The following is a 23149-nucleotide window of genomic DNA, read 5'->3' as shown; positions in this document are numbered from 1 at the left end:
CAGAAAGCCAAAACAGGGCGCAGCCGGAATTCCTTTCCGGTCTGCGCCCTGTTTTCATGGATTATTCCGACTGCCGCAGCGTGCGGGACCAAAGCCCTGACTTTTGCAGCGTAAACACCAACAACGGGACAACGATCAGCTGTAGAAGAATGCCCGGCCAGGCGGTGAGGAATGCGCCGGACAAAAATGCCGCAAATCCATACGGCTTCCCAGCAACGCCCATAAAGACAGCGTTCACCAGCCCATAAATGACACGGCCGCCCAGCATGGCGCCCACCAAAGATACATAAAGTTTCTGGTGCAGCGTCTGATAAAAAAGTCCTGTGAGCACCCCATAGGCACACAATTCCACCATCATGGAAGCGCCGGTCGGGAAAATGGGGGGCATCCCTGTGAGAATGGACGAGAGCAGCGGGACCAGGATGCCACATGCTGCTCCATACTGCCAGCCGCAGAGAAGGCCGCACAGCAAAACCGGAAGATGCATGGGCAAAAGCGCTGTTCCGGCGCCCGTACCGAACACATGGAACACTGTGGGCAACAGAAGCCCCAGTGCAATACAAAGTGCTGTCGTTGTCAGGCGAACCGCCTGACGGTGTTGTGTCTGAAACATAAAAGCCCTCCTTGACAAATTCCGCGCACGGGTCCCGGTGGGCGTTGTGCGGCTTCCTGCCGCGTCCCATCCTGTGGGGTTGCGCAGATCAAAAAATCAATTCCGGCTGTCTTCAGACAGCGATTACAAACCGAGTATAGCGGGAAACGCGGCCCTTGTCAATCTCTCACCTATGAATGAATATTATTCATTGACGTTTGCGCATAATTGTGTTATGCTGGCTTTGAGCTCAAAAAGGAGGCCATTCTATGCCGCGGATTACAAAAGCCCCTGAGGAACGCCGCCAGGAGATTCTGGATACTGCTATGCGGTTGTTCTACCAAAACGGATACGAAAAAACCTCTATCGCCGATATTGCGCAGGAAATGCACGTCGCGCAGGGGTTGTGCTACCGATACTTTCCCTCCAAAGAGGCGCTGTTTGACACCGCCATCGACCAATATGCCGGCCAGCTGGTCGGCCGTATGACGGAGATTCTCCGACAGCCGGGGCTTACCTTGCGGGAGATCATCCTGCAAATGCCCACCTTCTTGGATACGGAAGCCGACGACAACTTTACCTACAAACTTTGCCATGGCCCGCAGGGGCACAAACTCCATCAGCAGCTCTCCATGGCGGTGTGCGCGAAAATGCAGCCCATCGTCCAGGAGCAGTTGGACTTGGCAAAAGCGTGTGGGGAAATCCAAGTCGAAGATACCCGGACTGTGGCGTCCTTCTGCGTCTATGGGCAGCTGGGGGTCCTGCTGTGTGCAGAGATTCCAGGGGAGGAACGTGTCCGGCGCACAAAGGCGTTTCTGTTGGAGATGCTACATCTCAAATAGGCCTTTTTCATCAAACGCATGTTGTCGTAGAACCATTGGACGGCATGCGTTTAAAAATGCTTTTATAATGAATAATATTCATTCAACTGGAAAGGATGATCTCGATGTCTCAAACAATCCAATTTATTGAAGGAAACACCCGGCGGTGCCTATTCAAGATGGCGGTTCCGGTGTTGACAGCCATGTTCCTGAACTTGGCCTATAACCTGGTGGACAGCCTTTGGATTGGCAATCTCCTAGGAGAAACCGCATATGCCGCACTGACTGGTGCAACTCCTGTCATTTTGGTCTTAAATGCGGTGGCAATGGGAGCAACCAACGGCGTATCCATCCTGTTATCCCAAGCGGTTGGGGCAAAGGACACCAGGCGGATTGACTGCCTGATCGCCACATCTCTGGCGGTTGCAGTGGTGTTTTCCATCGCGGTTACCGCTGGAATAGAGCTGTGTCTGCGCCCGCTTCTCTCTCTTTTACAAACCCCGGCAGAAACTTTTGAAATGGCCTATGGATACCTCTCCATCTATCTGCTCGGGTATCTTACCGTTTTCCTCTATTGCTACTTTACGGCGGTCCTGCGTAGCTTTGGCAACGCGGTCTTTCAAATGGTAGCTATGCTGATCTGCACCGCGCTGAATGCGGCCCTGGACCCGCTCTTTATCCACCTGTTCGGCTTTCAGGGCGCTGCCATCGCAACCCTTCTTTCCCAGACGCTCTGCCTGGTCTTTATGCTGGTCTACCTGGCGAGGAAAAAGCTGTTTGTTATTCATCTGTCGGCCTTTTCCTGGGAGGCAGTTTCCGCCTTTTTTGCAAAAGGGGTCCCGGCCGCTTTTCAGCAGAGCATCCCAGCCCTCAGCACGGGTTTTTTAACTTCGTTGGTGAGCGGGTACGGCGTTACGGCTATCGCCGCTTATGGAATCATCGGCAAGCTGGAGACCATCCTGTTTTATCCAGCCATGGCCTTGAATATGGTTCTGACAACCATTGTGGGACAATGCGCCGGGGGGAAACGCTTTGACCGCGCGCGGGATTATTTGAACGCCGCTCTTCTGTACGGCGGCGGCTTGTTGCTCCTTCTTTCCGCGCTGGTTGTGGGGTTTGCCGGGCCGCTTTCACAGGGTTTTGTCTCCAGCGCACCAGCAGCGGCAATCGTGCAACATTCCTTTTACATTGTCGGTATTGGATATGTCCTCAATACGGTCACCAATTGCTTCCTAGGGACTGTCAACGGTATGGGACGTCCAATGAAAAGTCTGTTCTGCATGGTATTGTATTATCTGGTGATCCGTATGCCCTTGGCATGGCTGCTCTCGAACGTCGGTTTGGGCTTGGATGGTATTTGGTGGGCTGTTTTGACCAGCCATATCGTGGCCGCCGGTGCAGCGGTTTTTCTGGGGAGGCATTTGCTGTCTTTACAGGAAAAATATTGAAAGAAATATCCGGTTTTTTCCTCTATCATTATACAATTTGCCCAATAAACAAATGATATAATTTACAAAAACGTGAAGAAACTTAAATAAATCTTAATTATGTGTTTGAAGTATTGACTTTTTGCAATCATATATGTACTATTGTATTAATTAACTGGTACAATGTGCCTGCATAAGTGGGATCTGCCAAAGAAGATTCCTTTCCAAGGAATCTTCCGTCCCATTTTTGCAGAGACTCTTCTGCGCCATTTGGCCAGCTTTTGGCAGGACCACGGCGCATGGAATATGTGATGGAGGCTAAAAAGCGTGAAAAGAAAGAAAAAGGTTTTGATCGTCATCGGCGTTTTGGCTGCCGTGGCTGTGGGCGTGATGGTCTTTCGTCCCACCGACACGGGGACAATCGCACTTCCCGTTGAACTTTCTCCCCTGCAAAAAACAACGCTGCGCAGCACAATCAGCACCAACGGCAACGTGGAGAGCACGGATTCGGTAAACGTTTACACCAATTTGACCTATCCGGTCAAGGATATTTTGGTCGAGGTCGGCGATCACGTCAACGAGGGGGACGTCTTGTGCGTCCTGGATTCGGAGGACCTGCAACAGCAGATCACCCAGAAGCAGCTTTCCCTTGCGACGGCCAGCGCCAACAACCAGCAGCAGATTGAAACCAACCAGAAGAAATACGACGACGCCATGGAAACGCTGAATGCTGGCCTGAACACCGAGCTGAATACAGCCCAACAGAATGTGAACGACGCCAAGCGGAAGGTGGACCAGGCGCAAAAGGACCTGGATGCCGCCAAATCCAAGCTGGACAGCAACCTGAATACGGAGCTGATCTCTGCGCAGTCCGCCTACGATACCGCTTCAACAGCGCTCGGCCGCGCGGAAAAAGCCCTGAAGGACCGCCGGAATGAACTCGGCAGCTACTACAGCGACCTGGAACGCGATTATGAAGAGGCGTTAAAGAAATACGAACGCGCAGTAAAAAATGACGACGATGATGTCGAAGAACTCAAGGCAGACGTACTCGAATGCAAGCAGGCACTGACGGACGCAGAAAACGAGGCGGATGCCCTGTACATGAAGGGAACCGAAACCCTCAGCGTGGACCAACTGCGGCGGAACGTCACCGATGCGCAACAGGCATATGACACCGCCAAACAGAACCTGGACGCCGCCAAAAAGGCGGTGGATGACCAGCTGGGTACATACGAAACAGAACTCACAACAGCCAAGGACGCCTATAACAATGCGCTGAAGGCGCAAAAGGCAACCCAGACCGCCGTGACACACGGTTTGGAAGACAATTTGCAGGCGATCGAGACCAGCAAGCTCTCCGCGGACGACCGCGTACAGCGCGAGGAACTCAAAAATCTACAGGAGCAGTTGGGCAAGTGCACGGTGACTGCGCCCGTTTCCGGCACCATCACCGCAGTATATGCCACCGAGGGCGCGTCGCCGAGCGGCGTCATGTTCCAGATCGAAAACACCGACGCATTGCAGGTGGACGTCAAAATCAAAGAATACGACGTAAACACGGTCAAACCCAACATGGCAGCCATCATCAAAGCGGACGCCACGGGCGACGATGAATACGAAGGCTATCTGGAAAAGGTATCTCCCACAGCGGTCCGGACGCCAGAGAGCACGGATGGCAACAATACGGCCAACTCCAAGGACGTCGAATTCGATGCGACCGTAGTGGTTTCCTCGAAGGAAACCGGCCTGCGCATCGGCATGACCGCCCGCGCAGACATTGTGACCGAACAGAAGGAAAATGTCTTTGCCGTGCCATACGATGCGATCTCCACGGCGGCGGACGGCAGTTCGGTTGTCTACACGGTCAAGGAGCAGGAGGACGGGACTACCATAGCGGAGGCGGTTCCGGTTACGATGGGCTTGGAGACCGATTATGAGGTGGAAATCAGCGGCGATCTCCTCACAGAGGGCATGCAGATCATCTCGGACAGCAAACAGATTCAGCCCGGCATGCCGGTTTCTGCTATGCCGGCTGCCGGCGTCCTGCCGCAGGATACCGCCGGCTCGATGGGAGTGGGTGTTGTAGCCAATGGGTAAGACAGTCATTGAGATGCGCGACATCGTAAAAACCTATTACATCGGTACTCCCAACGAATTGGAAGTCCTCCATGGGATCAGCTTGGACATCCGGGAAGGGGAATTTGTCTCCATTGTCGGCGCGTCCGGCTCTGGTAAATCCACGCTGATGAATATCATCGGCGCGTTGGATCACCAGACCTCGGGGGAATACACCCTGGACGGCGTTCCCATGGCTGAAATGAGCAGCCGCAAGCTCTCGCAGATCCGGAACCGCAAGATTGGATTTGTATTCCAGACCTTCAATCTCATCCCGCGCTGCACCGCACAGGCCAATGTGGAACTTCCCATGCTGTATGCGGGCATTTCAAAGCGGGAGCGCAGTAAGCGCGCCAAGGAACTTTTAGAGATGGTGGAGATGTCGGAACGTTCCAGGCATATGCCGAACGAGCTCTCCGGCGGCCAGAAGCAGCGCGTGGCCATCGCCCGCGCCATGGCAAACGACCCGGCGATCATCCTGGCCGACGAACCAACCGGCGCTCTGGACAGCAATACCGGACGTCTGGTGATGGACATCTTCCATGAGCTGCACGAAAAACAGGGAAAGACCATTGTCCTGATTACGCACAACAACGAGTTGGCCGAAGAGACGGAACGCATCATCACCATCCACGACGGCAGCATCGTCCGGGAACGCGACAAGCGCCTGGAGCGGCAGGGGGTGGGTGCATGAATCTGTTTGAGAACATCTCTCTGGCGATTGCCGGCCTGGTTTCCAACAAAATGCGCGCATTACTCACCATGCTGGGAATCATCATCGGCATCGGTTCGGTGATTGCCATCACGTCGGTGGGCGAGGCAATGACCGGAATGGTCAGTTCTTCTATGGAGAGCATGGGCGTAAACAACGTTGCAATCCAAGTCACGCCCCGCGATTACACCAGTTCTTATACCTATACCGAGGACGACCTCATCACCGACGAAATGATCGAACAGTATCAAAACAAATACGGTGACAAGATCGTCGGTATCGGCCTGATGGAGAGCGCAGGAAGCGGCATCGTCACCAAGTTTCATGAGGACAACAAGGTCAGTCTGCAAGGCGTCAACGAGGGCTATGCCACGGGCGCGACAGGCACTCAGGTGAACATGGTGCGGGGACGCTTTATCAACGACTCGGACACAGAGCGCGCCAAATATGTGGCGGTCATCGCGCAGTCCCTGGCAGAGACGCTTTTTCCCGGCAATCAGAACGCTGTAGGACAGGAGATCAAGATCGAGATGGATGGCGGTGGACGCCAGACCTTCACCATCGTGGGCGTCTATGAGGATCAGGCAAACAGCTTCCTGATGGGTTCGGCCGGCATGAGCACCACCATTTACATCCCGATTTCGACCGCTTACCGCGTGTTGGATTACTCGCCGGACGGGTATTTCTATTTCTATATCGCGGTTCAGCCGGGTTTGGATTACCAGTCGTTCGCCGAGGAGTCTGCGGAGTTTTTTAACGACCGCTTCTATGCGAAGAACGAGAGCATGCACTGCGAAGCGCAGAGCTTGGAATCCATGGTCAAAGAAGTCAATGACATGATGGGCACAATGTCCACGGCCATCGCGGTGATTGCTGGAATTTCGCTGCTGGTCGGCGGCATCGGCGTGATGAACATCATGCTGGTTTCCGTGACAGAGCGCACCCGCGAGATCGGCATCCGCAAAGCGCTCGGTGCACCGGATGGCGCCATCCGTATGCAGTTTATTGTGGAATCCATGATTATCTGCGTCATCGGCGGCGCATTGGGAATCCTGCTGGGCGCCCTGCTCGGTTATGCGGGCGGAAGCCTGTTGGGGATGCCCACAGTCCCATCCATAGGAGCCATCGTCATCGCGGTCGGCTTCTCCATGCTGATTGGCGTGTTTTTCGGCTACTATCCGGCCAACAAGGCCGCAAAGCTCGACCCCATCGATGCTCTGCGGTACGAATAATACCAGACTCATTTCATGCGCTCAAAGGCCAACTGCCTTTGAGCGCATTCTGTTTGGTTAGGGAAATCACCGGCTGTGTTGGTGGAGGAGCCCCATAAAAAAGCTTTCGCTTTCAGTATCGAGCGAAGCGAGTTGTTCACAACAATCTTTCGATGGCAGAAGGTTGCTGTTAGAACGGTAATTGCCCATGTACGGGCTGTGCGCTGTGGGGTGAGTGACGCAAGCGAAAGCAAGTTCCGCACGTTTGGAGACGCTTTCCGGCAATGGGCCTTATGGGGCCTCCTTATGTCCCCGGCTCAGCCGGAGGGGGCGACTGATATGCTTTCTCAAAAGGGACTCCTGCGGTCCTGCTGGAGGGAGTAGGCGCGCTTTGCTTGTGGGTAAAGCGGGAAATGAACAGCGATTTTATCACCAAGGCGCCGCGCATACCGTCCACACGGGGACAACAGCAGAGAGCGCCCGGCAAGGTTCCCGCCATAGAAGGCTTCTTTGCCGCATGAACTGCCCATTTATGGGCTGCTGTGGTTTCGTGGAAAAAGCTTCAATTGAGCAAGGCTTGCCAGCGTAGAGCCTTTATGGAACTTTTCAAGCATCCCGGCTTTGTTGGGGGCATAATCGCGGCGGGAAGGCCGCTTGCCCGGCGTGCCGGTTATCAAAGTTCCTGGCTATTCCGGTTTCCAACGGGAAAACCTGGAATCTGAAAAAAATCCATACAAATTTCAAATTCCCATGGTATACTGTCCGACAGGAGTTGATGAAAATGAAACGAATCTTAGTCGTAGAGGACGATCCGGATATTCAGGAGATGCTCTGCGCTTATCTGCACGATGCAGGTTATGAGACCGGCGCGGCTGGGGATGGGATCGCTGCTCTGGATTTGTTCCACGGGGGGACTTGGAATTTGGTCCTGTTGGACGTCCTGCTTCCAAAGGTGGACGGATACGGCGTCTGCGAGCTTATCCGCCGCGAGTCCAGCATCCCAATCATCATGCTTACCGCCTTGGATGCGGAGGAAAACCAGCTCAAAGGCTTTGATCTGAACATCGACGACTATGTGACAAAGCCGTTCTCCATGCCAATCCTCCTGCGAAAAATTGCCGCAGTGCTCCGCCGTGCCGGCAGCGGGGAGGAGGAGACCAGCCTACTGGTCTACCGGGAACTGACCCTCGACCTCGATGCTTACCAGGTCACAGAGGGCGGGCGTCCCATCGATCTGACCAGCCGCGAATTTGAACTTTTGCGGGAACTGTTGCAAAATCAAGGGCGCGTATTGACGCGCTCCGTCCTGCTGGGAAAACTCTGGAATTACGATTTCCTAGGGGACGAACGCATTGTGGATAGCCACATCAAAAACCTGCGCAAAAAGCTGCGCGGGGATTATATCGAGACTGTGCGAGGGGTGGGGTACCGTGTTGAAAAAGTGCATTAGACGGATTGGCGGGAGTTTAACTTTGCGCATTTTTCTGATTACTGCCGCCATTTTGGCAGCGGCCTGCGCATTGACCTATGCTTTTATCGCCTGGGCCACGCCGATCTCCTACACGACGATTGTCAACAGCGATCTCGCGGAAAAGGCGACCACGCTTACCCGGGAATTGGAAAAAACGACGTTGGCGGAATGTGGCCCTCTGGTGGACCGTTTTATCATCGATACCGGCGTGACCGTGTTGATGAGCGATGCGGACGGAAATCCGGTGGAACTCCCCAACTCGATTGCGATCTCCATGGCCAGCGATTCTGCTGAAAACTCGGTTGCCGGCAGTTACTACAGCGAGGAGGAGGGCGAAAGCCTTACGCTCATTCCGGATACTCCAACCGAGGAGGACCGCTTTGTCGTTACGCAGTCCGACCCGGTTTCCTCGGAGGATGCTTTTTCTACCACTTCGGCCGGTACCTTGACGGTCTGGGATACCGCAAGTGGGAAAATCCAGGCCTCCGGCGATTTGGTCACCGTCACCCGCGATCTTCCCCAGTACACCTTCTCCTTCAAGGGGAGCAGCATGCCCTATACGATGACCATCCTAAACAGCGTCACCGCAGCCAACCAGACGGTCGAGGCACTGGGGCGGGTACTTCCTTTTCTGCTTGTGGTGGTTCTGGCAATCTCCCTGCTGGGGGCGGTCATCTATTCCCGTTATATCACGCGCCCCATCGTACGACTCAGCGGTATTTCCCAGAAGATGGCAGACCTGGACTTCGACTGGAAGTGTCCGGAAAAACGCGGTGATGAGATCGGCGTATTGGGACGGAACCTGAACGAACTTTCCGAGCGCCTTTCCACCGCTTTAAATGAACTGCGCACAGCCAATGCAGCCCTGCGCCAGGACATCGACCGTGAGCGGGCGTTGGAACAGCAGCGGATCACTTTCTTCTCCGCCGCCTCCCACGAGTTAAAAACGCCGATCACGGTGCTGAAAGGACAGCTTTCCGGCATGTTGGCTGGTGTGGACATCTACAAAGACCGGGATAAGTATCTAGCACGGTCGTTGGCTGTCACCAATCGGATGGAGGGACTGGTTCAGGAAATTCTCACAATCTCCCGTATGGAGAATGTGCACGTGCCGTTAAAACAGGAGGAAGTGGATTTGACGCAACTGGTGGAACAGCAGGTGCAGCAGGCCGGGGAGTTGGCACAGATGCGTGAACAGGCGTTGCACATTGCGACGGCGCCAGGGGTACTGATAAAAGGTGACCCCGTCCTGTTGCAGCGCGCCATTGGCAATTTGCTGTCCAACGCGCTTCTCTATTCGCCAGAAGGGGAAACCGTACATGTCCGGCTCACCGGAGACAGACAGCCGGAACTGACCATCACAAACGGCGGCATTCATATTCCGGAAGAGGCCCTTCCACACCTTTTTGAAGCATTTTACCGGGTGGATGCCTCTCGAAATCGGGGGACCGGCGGTAGTGGTCTGGGGCTGTATATCGTCAAAATGGTATTGGACCGGCATGGGGCGGATTACCGGATGGAAAATACCCCGCAGGGAGTACAGGCCACGGTCGTTTTCCCCGCCCCCTGACCGCACGGTCTCCAAGGACTTTTGGAAGGTCCTTTTGCGGCCCCCGCAAGGCCTGTGCAAACCTCTCCGCCCGTGTGTCCCTATCCACTCTTTCGATCGAGCGTTGAATCGGGCCGTTATACTGTCCCGATTAACTTGGAGGGGATACACCCTAACAAAAATGAGCGGAAAGCCCCCAAAATGTTGGCTTAACAGTGATAAGGAAATAAATGACTTATCAACGGTTAGCTGGCGGTTTTCGGGTGCATACGAAACTCCCGTCTGATTCCTAACAGGAATTAGGCGGGAGTTTTTCTTGTTAACAGAGACTATATTGATAATCTGCTTTGCTTGCCTATATGCGGATATAGGCAAATACAGCAAACTATTTTGGAGAATATCATGATGGAAAAATTACTTTCCTGTGCATTTAACATGGGTACCGGTCGTGTTGAACTGCGGTACTCCGACGGCAGCATGATTTCCATTCACTGTACCTCTGTAGAGGACGAGCTTGCGAACAGCCGCTTCCAGCGGCCTGAACGGGACTGGCTCATCTACAACGATCCGCTGTCCTATGTGGAATTGATTCTGAACGGAGACCCGAAGGAATATTTGCAAACCGTAACAGAACCTCTGCCGTTCGATTTTGATTGATACGCAAAACCGCCAGAGGCGCATCCAAGTGATACTGCTTCTGGCGGCTTTTTTACATTTTATCAATCAAAGCAAATACTACGGCTTGCTGTTCCTCACTCAATCTCGACCATCGCTCCAGAAGCTTTCTTTGTGAAACCGTCAAAGAAACGGGAGTATCTTCTTCTGCAAACAGCTGAGAAAGTGTGATACCAAAAGCCGTACAGATTTTTTCCAAGGACGGAATCGTAGGAACCATATTCTTGCGATACCACGAGGAGATTGTAGACTGCGGCAAGCCAGAGCGTTCTGCAAGCTGATACTCCGTCCAACCCCGATCCTCTCGATATGCAGTTATGGCAGAGAGAATATCTTTCACCTGCATCACCCCTTTGCTTGTGTTCGTCGTAAATTATACTTTTGTTTGTCGTTGCTTTTTAATCATTTTAATCGTATAATTTTAACGATATATACAATCACAGAGAGGATACTTACGATGAGTAGGAAAAGCTGTTTCTTGATAGGCCATAGAGAAGCATCCGAAAAAATCTATCCAGCACTGTATACCGCCATCGAGGAGCATATAGCCCGCTACGGTGTCTCCGAATTTATGGTTGGTCGTTACGGCGGTTTTGACCGGCTTGTGGTAAAAGCTGTGAAAATCGCAAAACAAAGCCATCCAGAAGTTGAACTTACCTTATTGTTGCCCTACCATCCGGCAGAACGTCCTATTCCTGTACCGGATGGGTTTGACAGTACCTATATCCTCCGGGCATGGAAAGGTACCCGCAAGGTTGCTATTGTCCGGGCAAATCGGTATATGGTCGATCATACCGATTTTCTCATTGCCTATGCGTGGCGCCCTACCAGCAACGCAAGAGATCTTCTGGAATATGCAAGGAAGAGGAGGGAAAAGGTTTCATCCGGGTGACAGCCTTGCCGCACAATGATTTTTGAGAAAAAGTCATTGCTTTTATATAGTTTTCATATTCACAAACTTTGTATAATTTGGCATCCATACCAGGTTTACCGTGCCAATAGGTCCGTTTCTCTGTTTTGCAATGATAATCTCTGCAATATTCTTATTTTCAGAGCCTTTATTTCAAAAACGAGGGGACCCTTCCGTCCTTTCATGGCTTTTGGTATACCCTCTTTTCTCTTGGGTTCCATTCCCACAGTATTTTCCGCGATACTGGCTCGCGCATGGGCAAATTCTCCACAAAATCTACAAAAAATCTGCACAGCGGCTCCAAATGGATTTTATATGATATAGGTATCCCAAATTTGGAAAGGATGGTACCCTTCATGCGGATTTCCATTGAACAACTGAACATGACCTACCATACAGGGAAGCAGGCCCTGCGGGATGTAAACCTCACACTGGAAAGCCCCAATTTGATCGGTCTGTTAGGACCGAACGGCGCGGGAAAATCCACCCTAATGAAACTCTTGGTGGCGGGCTTGCTGCCCACCAGCGGGAATATTTCAGTGGATGGGACGCCTCTTCACCGGTGTGAAAAAGCATTAAAAGCCAAACTTGGCTATCTCCCGCAGTCCTTCGGCCTGTATGACGAGCTAACCGTTTGGCAATTTCTCGACTATATGGCGGCATTAAAAGGGCTCCGAAACAGCCGGGCAGCCATTGACCGGGCAATGGAAGCAGCCAACCTGACGGAAAAGCGCAAGGCCCGCATTCGAACGCTCTCCGGAGGGCAACGCCAACGGGTTGGCATCGCGCAGGCGCTTCTGGGAGAGCCCGAATTTTTGATTCTCGATGAACCCACCGTCGGCCTGGACCCGGAAGAACGCATCCATTTCCGCAACTTTTTCTCCCAGGCCGCGCAAGATAAGATCGTACTTTTATCCACACATATCATTGAGGATGTCCAGTCGGTATGCAACCAGTTGATTGTCATTCACCACGGAACCATTCTCTTCACAGGGACGCCGGAAGCGCTTATTGCCTCTGCACAAGGACACGTGGGTGTATTTCTGGAAAGTGAAGAGAGCTTGGCAAACCACGATTTGCAGATTACCTCCCGCGTCAACACCGCCAAGGGGGTTGCATGCCGGGGTGTAGCGGAAAAGCTGCCGCCGTTTGCTGAGCCGGTCGAACCCAGCCTGGAGGATGCCTATCTATACTGGATTGCAGGGGAGGGGGCTGCACAATGAAGGGATGGTCTCTCTTCCGCGTAGAGGTAGCACGGCTGTTCCGGGATCGACTGACTTGGTTGGCGCTCGCTGTCTCCGTGTTATCCCCAGCCGCCGGGCTGTGGCTCTACCGGCCTTTGTTTTCCTCTTCCGCCGCAACTTCCTATGCCACCTCTTTGACAGGAGCTTACCTGGGGAACCCCGCCCTGGCTGGCGCAATCGGAAGCGCTGTCGCCTTTGCTCTGCTCACCGCCTGGGAATGCAGCCGCGGACACCGCTCCCACGTGGACATCCTTACAGACGCCATGATTTCCCCTCTACAGGCGGGCTTTTGCCGCATCGGCGCATTGCTCCTCGCAGCAGTAGCTGCACAGGCGCTCACACTGACCGTCTGGTTGCCATTCACCGCCGCTCAAATCGGTTCGGTGTTCCACGGGTGGTTGTACGTGGCGGGTTACCTGACCTTTATGTTGCCGGCTGCTCTGTGCGCAGTTCTCTTTACCGCTTCAGCCTATCAAATCACGCGGCGGCTTGACCTTACCCTGGTTCTGTTTGCTGCATTCGCCCTCTTGAGTTTGACCGCCTGGAAGGAAAACTGGCTGTTGCGCTGGCTGAACCCTGCGGTCAATTCGATGTCGGACGACTTTGGCAACGTCCGGCTTTTGCGGTCCGTTCTGTACAACCGGCTTTTCTGGCTCCTTCTGCTGTGTGGGCTCTGCGCGCTGTCCTTTCTCTGTGTCCGGCGCTACGGGAAAGGAATCTTCGGCTCTGCCGCTCGGAACCTCCGCAAGGTATACCTGCCGCTGCTGGTGGTTACGTCCCTGCTCTCCGGCTATGCCGTCTATACATATCAGCCGTTTTTGGACCACAGCAAAGCGGAAATAGACATGGATTCCTACTACAATATCACATACAACGAGTCGGTATTTTCCAACGCCATTCACGTTGATGCCCGGCCCAACCTCTCCACCGGATGTTTTTACGGTACAGCGGTATATTCCCTGCATAACATCAGCGGGGAACCGCAGACCATCTCCTTCCAAACAAATCCGGGGTATCAGGTTCAATCGGCAACTGTAAACGAAGTGCCGGTAACCTTCCGGGATCTTGAGGACGACGACCAGAATACCAAAACGATTGAGGTCGATCTTCCCGCAGTGGAGACAATGGAGCTGGTCATCGAGTACGGCGGCTTTCCACAGGAGTGGAACCTGCTGGAATTATCCCAAGGGGCCCTCGAGATCAGCCGCGATTATATCTATCTGGCCAATCAGGATTTTTCCCCCATGCCAAAGGACTTTGTCTGGGAGACGGAGGAACAACCGCCCTTTACAGCGGAGATCGACCTACCGGCCGGTATGACGCCGGTGTTGTTTGCAGAGGGAACGGTCGAACAGATGGGAAAAAATCCAGACGGCAGCTATCATTGGAAATTGATCGACCGCGGTCAGAATATCATCCTTTACGCCGGAGACTATATCTCGCATCACATTGATGCTGCAGGGATTGATGTAGAATTCTTTTACAGCGCAAAACACAAACAAGTGATGGAGGAATGTAATGTGGACAGCGTTGTAAAGCAGGTGTTTGACTATTGCACCGAGCACTATGGCCCGCTCTCCTTCTACGGGGATTCCTCTATGAAGTTGATCGAGATCGGCATGGTCGGCGGCGGTTACGCCGCAAATGGCGCCAGCGCGATGGGGGAGGACAGCTTTAACGAACAAGGCCTGAAAGACCCGCTTAAGGGTGCCGGGGGCAGTGAGGTTCTCGCCCATGAGATCGTCCATCAGTGGTGGGGGCTTGGAAATATGTTCGATTCACAGGACGCCTCTGATCCCTGGTCTGCAGAAGGACTGACCGTCTACACCACCTATCGGATGATGAAGGAACAGTATGGAGACGCCTATGCGAAAAAGAACTATGTGGACGTCTGGCAAGAGCAGGTGGACGACTACTATCAAAACTTTTATGTCCGCCACCCTGAATATCTGGAACAGCTGCCGGAGCAGTACCGCGCAGACATTGCCAACAGCCTCTCTCAGGTGCGGCAGTACTGTGAAATGCCTCTGAAAATCCTGAAAGCAGAGCAGCTGGTCGGCGGGGAAGAGGCGATGGATGCCATTCTCGCCAAGCTCTTTACCCGGCAACTTGATCCCACCTATCCCTACCTTACCTATCAAGACTTTCTGAGCGCCTGCGCTCTGACAGAGGAGGATTTGAACCTTGCGTAAGATCTTTCGATATGAGCTGCGGCGAGCCGTATGCAATAAATTTTTCCTGGGCCTTCTGGTGGTGAGCCTCTATTTCGGATGGCAGACACTAAACAGTGAAGTCATCAAAGGCATTGCTCACACCGCGCCGTTTTCTCCGTGGAGTTTTGGCTATTATTCGGCACAGGTTTTGCCCCTGTTGTCCGTGGCACTGCTCTTTTTTCTCTGGGGGATTTTTTCAAAGGAGGCCCGCCGGGTCAAACCCCTGACCGACGCAACCCCCGTGAATGCTGGAAATTATCTCATGGGGAAATGTGCTGCTGTAGGGTCGGCCTGGCTGTTGTTGGCCGTGTGTGTCTGTGCACTGGGGATGGGCTTTTTGTCCACACTGTTCGGGGCGGTTGTCTCCATTGGAGAACTGCTCATCCCCGTTCTGGTTTCTCTGCTTCCGGCATTTGTCTTTGTCCTGGGGCTGGGCATGGCAGCCGGCCATATCCACCCGGCCCTGATTCTGGTATTGATGCCCGTGATGTTGTCTATCAATCTGTTGCCGCTTCCCGCAGAGTGGGGGTTGTTTGGGGCTACATGGTTTTCCGAATATCCACTGACCCTTGAAACGTTGGACCCTGCATTTGCTCTGCCCGCCTCTGTTTGGGGCANGCAGCCGCGGACACCGCTCCCACGTGGACATCCTTACAGACGCCATGATTTCCCCTCTACAGGCGGGCTTTTGCCGCATCGGCGCATTGCTCCTCGCAGCAGTAGCTGCACAGGCGCTCACACTGACCGTCTGGTTGCCATTCACCGCCGCTCAAATCGGTTCGGTGTTCCACGGGTGGTTGTACGTGGCGGGTTACCTGACCTTTATGTTGCCGGCTGCTCTGTGCGCAGTTCTCTTTACCGCTTCAGCCTATCAAATCACGCGGCGGCTTGACCTTACCCTGGTTCTGTTTGCTGCATTCGCCCTCTTGAGTTTGACCGCCTGGAAGGAAAACTGGCTGTTGCGCTGGCTGAACCCTGCGGTCAATTCGATGTCGGACGACTTTGGCAACGTCCGGCTTTTGCGGTCCGTTCTGTACAACCGGCTTTTCTGGCTCCTTCTGCTGTGTGGGCTCTGCGCGCTGTCCTTTCTCTGTGTCCGGCGCTACGGGAAAGGAATCTTCGGCTCTGCCGCTCGGAACCTCCGCAAGGTATACCTGCCGCTGCTGGTGGTTACGTCCCTGCTCTCCGGCTATGCCGTCTATACATATCAGCCGTTTTTGGACCACAGCAAAGCGGAAATAGACATGGATTCCTACTACAATATCACATACAACGAGTCGGTATTTTCCAACGCCATTCACGTTGATGCCCGGCCCAACCTCTCCACCGGATGTTTTTACGGTACAGCGGTATATTCCCTGCATAACATCAGCGGGGAACCGCAGACCATCTCCTTCCAAACAAATCCGGGGTATCAGGTTCAATCGGCAACTGTAAACGAAGTGCCGGTAACCTTCCGGGATCTTGAGGACGACGACCAGAATACCAAAACGATTGAGGTCGATCTTCCCGCAGTGGAGACAATGGAGCTGGTCATCGAGTACGGCGGCTTTCCACAGGAGTGGAACCTGCTGGAATTATCCCAAGGGGCCCTCGAGATCAGCCGCGATTATATCTATCTGGCCAATCAGGATTTTTCCCCCATGCCAAAGGACTTTGTCTGGGAGACGGAGGAACAACCGCCCTTTACAGCGGAGATCGACCTACCGGCCGGTATGACGCCGGTGTTGTTTGCAGAGGGAACGGTCGAACAGATGGGAAAAAATCCAGACGGCAGCTATCATTGGAAATTGATCGACCGCGGTCAGAATATCATCCTTTACGCCGGAGACTATATCTCGCATCACATTGATGCTGCAGGGATTGATGTAGAATTCTTTTACAGCGCAAAACACAAACAAGTGATGGAGGAATGTAATGTGGACAGCGTTGTAAAGCAGGTGTTTGACTATTGCACCGAGCACTATGGCCCGCTCTCCTTCTACGGGGATTCCTCTATGAAGTTGATCGAGATCGGCATGGTCGGCGGCGGTTACGCCGCAAATGGCGCCAGCGCGATGGGGGAGGACAGCTTTAACGAACAAGGCCTGAAAGACCCGCTTAAGGGTGCCGGGGGCAGTGAGGTTCTCGCCCATGAGATCGTCCATCAGTGGTGGGGGCTTGGAAATATGTTCGATTCACAGGACGCCTCTGATCCCTGGTCTGCAGAAGGACTGACCGTCTACACCACCTATCGGATGATGAAGGAACAGTATGGAGACGCCTATGCGAAAAAGAACTATGTGGACGTCTGGCAAGAGCAGGTGGACGACTACTATCAAAACTTTTATGTCCGCCACCCTGAATATCTGGAACAGCTGCCGGAGCAGTACCGCGCAGACATTGCCAACAGCCTCTCTCAGGTGCGGCAGTACTGTGAAATGCCTCTGAAAATCCTGAAAGCAGAGCAGCTGGTCGGCGGGGAAGAGGCGATGGATGCCATTCTCGCCAAGCTCTTTACCCGGCAACTTGATCCCACCTATCCCTACCTTACCTATCAAGACTTTCTGAGCGCCTGCGCTCTGACAGAGGAGGATTTGAACCTTGCGTAAGATCTTTCGATATGAGCTGCGGCGAGCCGTATGCAATAAATTTTTCCTGGGCCTTCTGGTGGTGAGCCTCTATTTCGGATGGCAGACACTAAACAGTGAAGTCATCAAAGGCATTGCTCACACCGCGCCGTTTTCTCCGTGGAGTTTTGGCTATTATTCGGCACAGGTTTTGCCCCTGTTGTCCGTGGCACTGCTCTTTTTTCTCTGGGGGATTTTTTCAAAGGAGGCCCGCCGGGTCAAACCCCTGACCGACGCAACCCCCGTGAATGCTGGAAATTATCTCATGGGGAAATGTGCTGCTGTAGGGTCGGCCTGGCTGTTGTTGGCCGTGTGTGTCTGTGCACTGGGGATGGGCTTTTTGTCCACACTGTTCGGGGCGGTTGTCTCCATTGGAGAACTGCTCATCCCCGTTCTGGTTTCTCTGCTTCCGGCATTTGTCTTTGTCCTGGGGCTGGGCATGGCAGCCGGCCATATCCACCCGGCCCTGATTCTGGTATTGATGCCCGTGATGTTGTCTATCAATCTGTTGCCGCTTCCCGCAGAGTGGGGGTTGTTTGGGGCTACATGGTTTTCCGAATATCCACTGACCCTTGAAACGTTGGACCCTGCATTTGCTCTGCCCGCCTCTGTTTGGGGCATAAAGACCATCTTTCTGCTTGTAGGAATGGGATTGATCGCTCTTACCATCCGTCTGGAAACCAAATCGTCATAAAGAGCCGAGGATGCAGACAGGAGCATTCCTCCGTTCCCAATGGCCGATTTACGGTTCTCCAAAGGGGCACATCCTGCCAACGTCATTTTTTAATTCCCAGGTACATGTTATTGCTTTTTTGTAACCTTTTGATACGTAAAACGCCCTCTGGCTAAAAAGCCGGAGGGCGTTTTACGTATCAAAAAAGAGGAGGTCATCCAACACATTTTTTACAGGGTTCCAACCCACGGGCTAAAGCCTGCTCTAGGGTGGATTCGTAATAAGTACCTCCATTACAGTGGTTATTGTAGTGGTATTTTTTGCCGGTTCTGGTGACGTAAATCGTATGTCCCTGCTTGGACGCGGACGTCTCCGTGCTTGTCTGCGGCTCCGGAGCGACAGCTGCGGCAGGAAGCGGTTCCCCTACGGTAATAACACAGTGTTTGACAGGCTCTTGACCAGGTAAGGTCGTATAGATGGCAGAAGCCTCACCGGGCTTTCCGACCGCCCACACCTGGAACCGATACTCGTCTTCGCCGTTGGCATTTTTTAGCTTTTTACAGTTGCCGGTCTTCAGAACGCTGCCATTTCCGGCCGCAATCTGTGGGTCCTCATGCGAACCATGTACCGTAAACTTAAACCAGTAGTAGTCCCCCTGCGCTTTTGTAAAATTGACCGTGGTATCGCTTTCCACATAGGGCTCTGCCGCAGCAAAGGCCATAGGAAATGACGAAAAGAGCAGGGCGAAGGACAGCAAAAGCGCAATCCACGGCGTACATTTCTTTCTCACAGGAATTCCCTCCCATATACTGGTGTATTTTCGCGTTCATTTTATTAAAGCAATATGCCGATAAAATACACCCGCATTTTTTCAAAAATGCCGATATTCTCTTTTAAATGACCTCTTTCCAATAAAATTCATGAGAATATATTTGACATTTTTCTTATTTTAAATTTTATCATATTTTCAGAAGAATACAATCGACAAATCATACAAAGAAAATACATCCTTTTTGTCTTAGAAAACTTCCTTTATTTTCTCTGCAAAGAACGCCTTTTTCGAAAAGCTCTGTTTGAGAAATTGTCAAAGTGATTTCTGTGTTCCTATTACATGTTTCTGTCTAAAAAGTTCCGCAACCGTATTGGAACGACTTCCACGTCTTGGGGATCACCGGTAAAAAAAATTGCTATTTCTGTCCAGGAGAGGTAAAATAAAAGGTATGTTATAGAAAAGGATTTGGTCTTATGCGAAAACTCGCACGCTTCCTGAAGAAATACCGGCTTCAAGTAATTTTAGGGCCGGTCTTCAAATTGACGGAAGCCATCTTTGAATTGATCGTACCGATCGTCACTGCGCAGATTATCGACAACGGCGTCCGTACAGGGGACGTGAACTACGTTTGGCGCATGGGAGGCGTCATGCTGCTGTTAGGGGTTGTCGGTCTGTGTTGCGCGCTGGTCTGCCAAAAAATGGCCTCCATCGCCTCCCAGGGTTTCGGCACGGTCCTGCGCAATGAAATGTACCGCCACATCAATACATTCTCCCACAAAGAGATCGATCGCTTCGGCACCCCTTCGTTGATTACACGCATCACCAACGATGTCAACCAGCTGCAATACGCAGTCGCCATGCTCATCCGCCTGGTGATTCGTGCGCCATTTCTGGCCATTGGCGCCATTGTAATGGCCATGTTGTTGGATTTTCCACTCGCTATTATCTTTTTAGTGGCGACCCCGCTGATCGGGTTGGTGCTCTATCTGGTGATGAGCCGTTCGGTCCCATATTTCCGGGTCATGCAGAAAAAACTCGACCGTATCTCACTGATCTCCCGTGAGGGGCTGAGCGGGGCGCGCGTAATCCGCGCTTTTTCCAAACAGGAGCACGAAGAATCTCGATTCCGCGCGGCTGCAAACGATCAGACAGATACCGCCATCCGGGTAGGAAAGCTCTCTGCATTGCTCAATCCACTCACATATCTGATTATGAACTTTGCTGTGATTGCCATTGTCTGGTTTGGGGGCATGCGCGTGACCTCCGGAGGGATGACCCAAGGAGAAGTAATCGCCTTTGTCAATTACATGTCGCAAACCCTGCTCGCCTTGATCGTGGTGGCCAACCTGGTGGTGACTTTTACCAAAGCAGCTGCTTCTGCGGGGCGTGTCAATGAGGTGTTAGAGACAGAAACCTCCGTTCCCGAAACAGCCAAATCAGCTGTTCTAACCAAGGAGGGCGCCCCAAAGATTACATTTTCTCACGCAAGCTTCTCCTACAGCGGCGATGGCGGAACAGATGGCGAAAAATTCGCCGTAAAGGATTTGAACTTTACGGTTAAGGCCGGAGAAACCCTGGGAATTATCGGTGGTACTGGTTCTGGCAAATCGACACTGGTCAGCTTAATTCCCCGTTTTTACGATGTTACAGAGGGTTCCGTCTGTATAGAGGGGATCGATGTAAAGGAATATCCCTTTTCACAACTGCGAAGTAAGATCGGAATGGTTCCACAGTTGGCAGAGCTCTTTTCCGGTACCATCGCCAGCAATTTGCGCTGGGGTAACGCACAGGCCACCGAGCAGGATCTAGAAGATGCCCTGCGTATTGCCCAGGCAAAGGAATTTGTGGACCGCCTTCCGCAGGGCCTAGACAGCCCTGTCAGCCAAGGAGGTAAAAACTTCTCCGGCGGGCAGAAGCAACGCCTCACCATCGCCCGCGCCCTTGCTGGAAGGCCTGAGATTCTCATTTTGGATGACAGCGCCAGTGCATTGGATTTTGCAACAGACGCCGCTTTGCGCCGAGCACTCAAAGATGAAACACGGGGGATGACCGTCCTGATGGTCTCACAGCGTGTGAGCACCGTGAAGGCGGCAGACCGCATCCTGGTCCTGGACGACGGAGCCATGGCGGGCCTGGGTACCCATGACCAACTTATGGAAAGCTGTGAAGTCTACCGAGAGATCTGTCTGTCCCAGCTGAGCAAAGAGGAGGCGGAACGCAAATGAAGAAGAAATCGGGTATGAATCGTTCGGTCCTGAAACGCCTTCTGCGTTATGCCAAGCCACATGCGGCGTTTCTCCTTCTGGCGTTGGTAAGCGCCATCATCAGCGTATCCCTGACGCTTTACGGTCCCATCCTGGTTGGGCGTGCAGTCGATTTCGTAATCGGTCCGGATCAGGTGGATTTTGCCGCCATGCTGCCAATTCTCTTTACCTTAGCAGTCACTATCGTGGTGAGTGCAGCTTTCCAATGGCTGATGACCTATTGTACCAACCGCGTCAGTTACAAGACGGTCCGCGATCTGCGCATTCAGACCTACGAGAAAATCAACACCCTGCCGTTAAAATACATCGATGGCCATGCACACGGCGACCTCATCAGCCGCATTGTCAACGATGTGGATCAGGTATCCGATGGGTTGCTGCAAGGCATCACGCAGCTTTTTACAGGGATTGTGACAATCGTCGGTACCTTGCTGTTTATGCTGACCATTAGCCCTGTCATTACTGTTGTGGTGGTATTGGTGACCCCGCTCTCGCTGTTTGTCGCCGCGTTTATTGCGCGGTTGACCCATCGGCAGTTCGTCGAACAGCAGGCGACACAGGGGGAGCTGTCCGGTTTTGTCGAGGAGATGATCGGTGGCCAAAAGACTGTAAAGACCTTCCATTATGAGAATCGGGCGGAGCAACAGTTTGAAGAGATCAATGGACGCCTTTACAACTGTGGGGTCAAAGCGCAGTTTTATTCCTCTCTAAGCAACCCCAGCACGCGCTTTGTCAACAATATGGTGTATACAGCCGTAGCGGCCTTCGGCGCGGTCTGTGCCATCACAGGATGGCCGGCGCCACTGACTATCGGTCAGATCACCAGTTTCCTTTCCTATGCCAACCAGTACACAAAACCCTTTAATGAAGTGACCGGCGTACTCACCCAGATACAGACCGCCTTTGCCTCCGCCGAGCGCCTATTTGCCGTACTGGACGAGGCTTCTGAACGGCCAGACAGCCGGGATGCGGCTGTATTGGAGCACTGTGAGGGCGATGTAGCGGTGGAACATCTCTTTTTCTCCTACGATCCCGCGCGGAAACTGATCGAGGACATGAATATCGCTGCGCATAAGGGCAGCCGGATTGCAATTGTCGGTCCAACCGGTTGCGGAAAAACGACGATCATCAACCTCTTGATGCGGTTTTACGATGCGGATCGCGGATCGATCACAGTGGATGGTCACAACATCCAATCGGTCACGCGCAGCAGCCTGCGCCGGCAATATGGAATGGTGCTTCAAGAAAGCTGGCTGTTTTCTGGGACCGTTCGGGAAAACATCTCCTATGGACGGGAGGATGCCAGCATGGAAGAGGTAATCGCGGCCGCTAAAAAAGCGCACGCGCACTCCTTCATCATGCGTCTACCGCAGGGCTACGACACCGTGATCTCTGAGGACGGCGGAAATCTTTCACAGGGACAGCGGCAGTTGCTCTGCATTGCGCGCGTGATGTTGGTCGACCCGCCCATGCTGATTCTCGACGAGGCAACCAGCAGCATCGATACCCGTACTGAATGGAAAATTCAGACGGCATTTGAGGACATGATGCGCGGACGGACCAGCTTCATCGTGGCGCATCGCCTGTCCACCATCAAGGGGGCAGACCTGATTCTCGTGATGAATCAGGGACATATTGTAGAGCAGGGAACCCATGAAACACTTCTGGCCAAAGGCGGATTCTACGCCAACCTTTACAATAGCCAGTTTGCAGTCAGCTAAACAGGCGAAGAGCAGAAAAGAGCGACAAAGCGTAAAGAGCCCGTTCAAAAAAGTATTTTTTCCGGTTGTTTCCAACAAAATTTTGTGTTCTAACGCGAACACAGTCGTCGCATGGCGCAAATAGGCAAAAAATGCCCAACGAAAATTGCATTTTTCGCGTTGATGCG

General features: G+C 52.9%; 18 protein-coding genes and 1 pseudogene. 15 read left to right on the top strand and 4 right to left on the bottom strand.

Annotated features, from left to right (window positions below):
* Window positions 1–61: 61 nt before the first annotated feature.
* The gene (locus B9Y59_RS06935; RefSeq protein ID WP_054322910.1) at window positions 62–613 is read right to left on the bottom strand and encodes an ECF transporter S component; all 552 of its coding nucleotides are present in this window, start codon (window positions 611–613) and stop codon (window positions 62–64) included.
* A gap of 248 nt (window positions 614–861) precedes the next feature.
* Here B9Y59_RS06935 and B9Y59_RS06930 point away from each other — a divergent pair, with 248 nt between their 5' ends.
* From B9Y59_RS06930 to B9Y59_RS06890, 8 genes are all read left to right on the top strand, one after another.
* The gene (locus tag B9Y59_RS06930; protein ID WP_085532581.1) at window positions 862–1434 is read left to right on the top strand and encodes a TetR/AcrR family transcriptional regulator; all 573 of its coding nucleotides are present in this window, start codon (window positions 862–864) and stop codon (window positions 1432–1434) included.
* A gap of 104 nt (window positions 1435–1538) precedes the next feature.
* Window positions 1539–2861, top strand: a complete 1323-nt coding sequence (locus tag B9Y59_RS06925) for an MATE family efflux transporter (protein WP_085532579.1) — start codon at window positions 1539–1541, stop codon at window positions 2859–2861.
* 306 nt (window positions 2862–3167) lie between these two features.
* On the top strand, window positions 3168–4940 hold the full coding sequence (locus B9Y59_RS06920; protein ID WP_085532577.1) for an efflux RND transporter periplasmic adaptor subunit: 1773 nt from the start codon (window positions 3168–3170) through the stop codon (window positions 4938–4940).
* Window positions 4933–5652 carry an ABC transporter ATP-binding protein gene (locus B9Y59_RS06915; protein WP_054322914.1) on the top strand — a complete coding sequence of 240 codons (720 nt, stop codon included), beginning with the start codon at window positions 4933–4935 and terminating at the stop codon, window positions 5650–5652. Before B9Y59_RS06920 ends, B9Y59_RS06915 begins: the two co-directional genes overlap by 8 nt.
* A complete protein-coding gene (locus B9Y59_RS06910) occupies window positions 5649–6902 on the top strand; it encodes an ABC transporter permease (RefSeq protein ID WP_085532575.1) in 1254 nt (417 codons plus the stop codon). The genes B9Y59_RS06915 and B9Y59_RS06910 overlap by 4 nt, the downstream gene beginning before the upstream one ends.
* 760 nt (window positions 6903–7662) lie before the next feature.
* Window positions 7663–8331, top strand: coding sequence for a response regulator transcription factor (locus B9Y59_RS06900; RefSeq protein WP_085532572.1), 669 nt, complete (start codon window positions 7663–7665; stop codon window positions 8329–8331).
* Window positions 8315–9922 (top strand): sensor histidine kinase, encoded by a 1608-nt coding sequence (locus tag B9Y59_RS06895; RefSeq protein WP_085534557.1) that lies wholly within the window; start codon window positions 8315–8317, stop codon window positions 9920–9922. Before B9Y59_RS06900 ends, B9Y59_RS06895 begins: the two co-directional genes overlap by 17 nt.
* A gap of 381 nt (window positions 9923–10303) precedes the next feature.
* Window positions 10304–10558 carry a DUF6061 family protein gene (locus B9Y59_RS06890; RefSeq protein ID WP_442856152.1) on the top strand — a complete coding sequence of 85 codons (255 nt, stop codon included), beginning with the start codon at window positions 10304–10306 and terminating at the stop codon, window positions 10556–10558.
* A 52-nt stretch (window positions 10559–10610) separates the two neighbouring features.
* Here the strand turns inward: B9Y59_RS06890 and B9Y59_RS06885 are convergent, their stop codons facing one another.
* On the bottom strand, window positions 10611–10922 hold the full coding sequence (locus B9Y59_RS06885; protein WP_054322920.1) for a helix-turn-helix domain-containing protein: 312 nt from the start codon (window positions 10920–10922) through the stop codon (window positions 10611–10613).
* Between the two features lie 111 nt (window positions 10923–11033).
* Here B9Y59_RS06885 and B9Y59_RS06880 point away from each other — a divergent pair, with 111 nt between their 5' ends.
* Window positions 11034–11468, top strand: a complete 435-nt coding sequence (locus B9Y59_RS06880) for a hypothetical protein (RefSeq protein WP_085532568.1) — start codon at window positions 11034–11036, stop codon at window positions 11466–11468.
* Between the two features lie 42 nt (window positions 11469–11510).
* Here the strand turns inward: B9Y59_RS06880 and B9Y59_RS06875 are convergent.
* Window positions 11511–11639 (bottom strand): annotated as a pseudogene (locus tag B9Y59_RS06875) (DnaB-like helicase C-terminal domain-containing protein); the annotation flags it as partial.
* Window positions 11640–11842: 203 nt separating this feature from the next.
* Here B9Y59_RS06875 and B9Y59_RS06870 point away from each other — a divergent pair.
* From B9Y59_RS06870 to B9Y59_RS06850, 4 genes are all read left to right on the top strand, one after another.
* On the top strand, window positions 11843–12709 hold the full coding sequence (locus B9Y59_RS06870) for an ABC transporter ATP-binding protein (RefSeq protein WP_085532566.1): 867 nt from the start codon (window positions 11843–11845) through the stop codon (window positions 12707–12709).
* Window positions 12706–14922 (top strand): M1 aminopeptidase family protein, encoded by a 2217-nt coding sequence (locus tag B9Y59_RS06865; RefSeq protein ID WP_054322923.1) that lies wholly within the window; start codon window positions 12706–12708, stop codon window positions 14920–14922. The genes B9Y59_RS06870 and B9Y59_RS06865 overlap by 4 nt, the downstream gene beginning before the upstream one ends.
* 824 nt (window positions 14923–15746) lie before the next feature.
* The gene (locus B9Y59_RS06855; RefSeq protein ID WP_143255252.1) at window positions 15747–17534 is read left to right on the top strand and encodes a M1 aminopeptidase family protein; all 1788 of its coding nucleotides are present in this window, start codon (window positions 15747–15749) and stop codon (window positions 17532–17534) included.
* The gene (locus B9Y59_RS06850; protein ID WP_085532560.1) at window positions 17527–18246 is read left to right on the top strand and encodes a hypothetical protein; all 720 of its coding nucleotides are present in this window, start codon (window positions 17527–17529) and stop codon (window positions 18244–18246) included. The genes B9Y59_RS06855 and B9Y59_RS06850 overlap by 8 nt, the downstream gene beginning before the upstream one ends.
* A 193-nt stretch (window positions 18247–18439) precedes the next feature.
* Here B9Y59_RS06850 and B9Y59_RS06845 read toward each other — a convergent pair whose 3' ends face one another.
* Complete coding sequence (locus B9Y59_RS06845; protein WP_085532558.1) at window positions 18440–19015, bottom strand: hypothetical protein; 576 nt, start codon at window positions 19013–19015, stop codon at window positions 18440–18442.
* 455 nt (window positions 19016–19470) lie between these two features.
* Here B9Y59_RS06845 and B9Y59_RS06840 point away from each other — a divergent pair, with 455 nt between their 5' ends.
* Window positions 19471–21222, top strand: a complete 1752-nt coding sequence (locus B9Y59_RS06840) for an ABC transporter ATP-binding protein (RefSeq protein ID WP_085532556.1) — start codon at window positions 19471–19473, stop codon at window positions 21220–21222.
* On the top strand, window positions 21219–22982 hold the full coding sequence (locus B9Y59_RS06835) for an ABC transporter ATP-binding protein (protein WP_442856151.1): 1764 nt from the start codon (window positions 21219–21221) through the stop codon (window positions 22980–22982). Before B9Y59_RS06840 ends, B9Y59_RS06835 begins: the two co-directional genes overlap by 4 nt.
* The last annotated feature ends 167 nt before the right edge of the window (window positions 22983–23149 follow it).

Origin of the sequence: Anaeromassilibacillus sp. Marseille-P3371 (assembly GCF_900169665.1) — a bacterium.
Taxonomy (GTDB): Bacteria; Bacillota; Clostridia; order Oscillospirales; family Acutalibacteraceae; genus Anaeromassilibacillus.
This window is presented reverse-complemented; position numbering and strand designations above follow the sequence as displayed.